Raw genomic sequence first — 3266 nt, 5'->3', positions numbered from 1 at the left:
CCCCTATAAAGCGGCCATCGACGACGGGTTGCCGCCGGTTGGCGGGCGCCTTGGTGTTGCTCTTTCAGGACAGGCGGTCATGTGAATGACCGGCGCGAGCCGGGGAGCGAACGCGTCGGAGCTTGAGGGCGGGAGCCTTTGGGTGGGGGCCTGCGAGGGTCCTTGAGAGATGGCCTTTCGGGGTCGGGACTATGTCCCTTCGGGGATTGGGGTCGAGAGGCCCTGCGCTGTTTGACAGGTAAAGAAGCGAGAAAGAGAAACGTGGGCGGCGGAGTCCTTGCGGACCGGTCCTGAGGGGTAACCCGAGGGGCGGGTTGATGAGACTTCGGTGTCAGACGTTTACTCAAGAGAGGCGCCGATCTCTGTGATGGAGAACGGAGGGTCTCGACCTCGTCAGAGGTTTTTGAGTGCAGCGACATGATAGCCGAGATTGAAATCTCATTGAACGTGAGAGTTTGATCCTGGCTCAGAACGAACGCTGGCGGCAGGCTTAACACATGCAAGTCGAACGCCCCGCAAGGGGAGTGGCAGACGGGTGAGTAACACGTGGGGATCTGCCCAATGGTGCGGAATAGCTCCGGGAAACTGGAATTAATACCGCATAAGCCCTTCGGGGGAAAGATTTATCGCCATTGGATGAACCCGCGTCGGATTAGCTAGTTGGTGAGGTAAAGGCTCACCAAGGCGACGATCCGTAGCTGGTCTGAGAGGATGATCAGCCACACTGGGACTGAGACACGGCCCAGACTCCTACGGGAGGCAGCAGTGGGGAATATTGGACAATGGGCGCAAGCCTGATCCAGCCATGCCGCGTGAGTGATGAAGGCCTTAGGGTTGTAAAGCTCTTTCGCCGACGAAGATAATGACGGTAGTCGGAGAAGAAGCCCCGGCTAACTTCGTGCCAGCAGCCGCGGTAATACGAAGGGGGCTAGCGTTGTTCGGAATCACTGGGCGTAAAGCGCACGTAGGCGGATATTTAAGTCAGGGGTGAAATCCCGGGGCTCAACCTCGGAACTGCCTTTGATACTGGGTATCTCGAGTCCGGAAGAGGTAAGTGGAACTCCGAGTGTAGAGGTGAAATTCGTAGATATTCGGAAGAACACCAGTGGCGAAGGCGGCTTACTGGTCCGGTACTGACGCTGAGGTGCGAAAGCGTGGGGAGCAAACAGGATTAGATACCCTGGTAGTCCACGCCGTAAACGATGGAGGCTAGCCGTTGGCATGCATGCATGTCAGTGGCGCAGCTAACGCATTAAGCCTCCCGCCTGGGGAGTACGGTCGCAAGATTAAAACTCAAAGGAATTGACGGGGGCCCGCACAAGCGGTGGAGCATGTGGTTTAATTCGAAGCAACGCGCAGAACCTTACCAGCCTTTGACATGCCCCGGACGGTTACCAGAGATGGTTTCTTCTCTTCGGAGCCGGGGACACAGGTGCTGCATGGCTGTCGTCAGCTCGTGTCGTGAGATGTTGGGTTAAGTCCCGCAACGAGCGCAACCCTCGCCCTTAGTTGCCATCATTCAGTTGGGCACTCTAGGGGGACTGCCGGTGATAAGCCGAGAGGAAGGTGGGGATGACGTCAAGTCCTCATGGCCCTTACGGGCTGGGCTACACACGTGCTACAATGGCGGTGACAGTGGGATGCGAGCCTGCGAGGGTGAGCAAATCTCCAAAAGCCGTCTCAGTTCGGATTGCACTCTGCAACTCGAGTGCATGAAGTTGGAATCGCTAGTAATCGTGGATCAGCATGCCACGGTGAATACGTTCCCGGGCCTTGTACACACCGCCCGTCACACCATGGGAGTTGGTTTTACCCGAAGGCGTTGCGCTAACCCGCAAGGGAGGCAGGCGACCACGGTAGGGTCAGCGACTGGGGTGAAGTCGTAACAAGGTAGCCGTAGGGGAACCTGCGGCTGGATCACCTCCTTTCTAAGGATGTTCCCTCAAGGTCGATCTCGGTCGGTCTTATCGGAGCTCTTAGGATAAAGCCCACAGTCAGTGGGCACTTTGCGGGACGCCGCCGCCTTCGTTTCTCTTTCTCCATGGACGAGCCCGGGCCGGAGGATCCTGCGATCCGCCAGCATGGCTTGGGGCCTGTAGCTCAGGTGGTTAGAGCGCACCCCTGATAAGGGTGAGGTCGGACGTTCGAGTCGTCCCAGGCCCACCACTCATCGGTGTGACGACGCCTTTTGCCTGCGCGACTGACGGGGCCATAGCTCAGTTGGGAGAGCGCGTGCTTTGCAAGCATGAGGTCGTCGGTTCGATCCCGTCTGGCTCCACCAGTTGCGTCGCATCTGGGTGTCGAGCGCGGGTTTGAAAGCCGCGGGTTTGAAAGCCCTTGTCCATGAACCTGAATTCGAAGCCTGCCGCGGCATGTCCGGGCGGGGTTCGTGTTGTCTGACATTGTGAAGAAGCATTCATTCGGCAGGCCGAAAGGCAGGTCGTGACCGTGGAGCGATCCGCGGGACAGGACCACCGGAAGCGTGACCGCGCCGGGGACCGAATGATGCGAAGCAAGCTGGTCTTATATAGCTTCGATCCGTGGGACGGGTCTCTCAAAACCGTCCCGCTCCTGCTCCCTCCCGCACAGGAGGGCAGAAGTAGGCATCGAAGATGAGAACGATCAAGTGTCTTAAGGGCATTCGGTGGATGCCTTGGCGCTGAGAGGCGATGAAGGACGTGGTACGCTGCGATAAGCCGTGGGGAGGTGCGAACAACCTTTGATCCGCGGATTTCCGAATGGGGAAACCCACCTTCGACGGCTGGAACTCCGGTTCTTTCCGGCATGAGCGATCATGGCGGGAAGGATGGGAATTCCAGTTGTCAGTATGAAGGTATCTGGCCCTGAATCCATAGGGGTTAGAAGCGAACCCGGGGAACTGAAACATCTAAGTACCCGGAGGAAAGGACATCAACAGAGACTCCGTTAGTAGTGGCGAGCGAACGCGGACCAGGCCAGTGGCAAGGGTAAGAGAAGCGGAACCGGTCAGGAAAGCCGGGCCTCAGAGGGTGATAGCCCCGTACGCGTAGAGCGAACCTTTGTCCTTGAGTAAGGCGGGACACGTGAAATCCTGTCTGAACATGGGGGGACCACCCTCCAAGCCTAAGTACTCCTCAGCGACCGATAGCGAACAAGTACCGTGAGGGAAAGGTGAAAAGCACCCCGACGAGGGGAGTGAAACAGTTCCTGAAACCGGATGCCTACAAACAGTGGGAGCCCAAGGCAAATCCTTTGGTGGACGTCCTGGGTGACCGCGTACCTTTTGT

At 57.9% G+C, this 3266-nt stretch carries 2 tRNA genes and 2 rRNA genes (1 of these 4 cut by a window edge); all 4 read left to right on the top strand.

The features are described from left to right. Positions 1 to 443 precede the first annotated feature (443 nt). A 16S ribosomal RNA gene (locus tag MWN34_RS19505) occupies positions 444 to 1928 on the top strand. A 161-nt stretch (positions 1929 to 2089) separates the two neighbouring features. Next, a tRNA-Ile gene (locus tag MWN34_RS19500) sits at positions 2090 to 2166 on the top strand. 39 nt (positions 2167 to 2205) lie between these two features. After that, positions 2206 to 2281, top strand: a tRNA-Ala gene (locus MWN34_RS19495). A 339-nt stretch (positions 2282 to 2620) separates the two neighbouring features. Further along, positions 2621 to 3266: ribosomal RNA gene (locus MWN34_RS19490) — 23S ribosomal RNA — on the top strand; it runs 2185 nt beyond the window's last position. Together the 16S and 23S rRNA genes with 2 tRNA genes alongside form the textbook arrangement of a ribosomal RNA operon.

This window comes from Ancylobacter crimeensis (assembly GCF_023016805.1).
Lineage (GTDB): Bacteria > Pseudomonadota > Alphaproteobacteria > Rhizobiales > Xanthobacteraceae > Ancylobacter > Ancylobacter crimeensis.
This window is presented reverse-complemented; position numbering and strand designations above follow the sequence as displayed.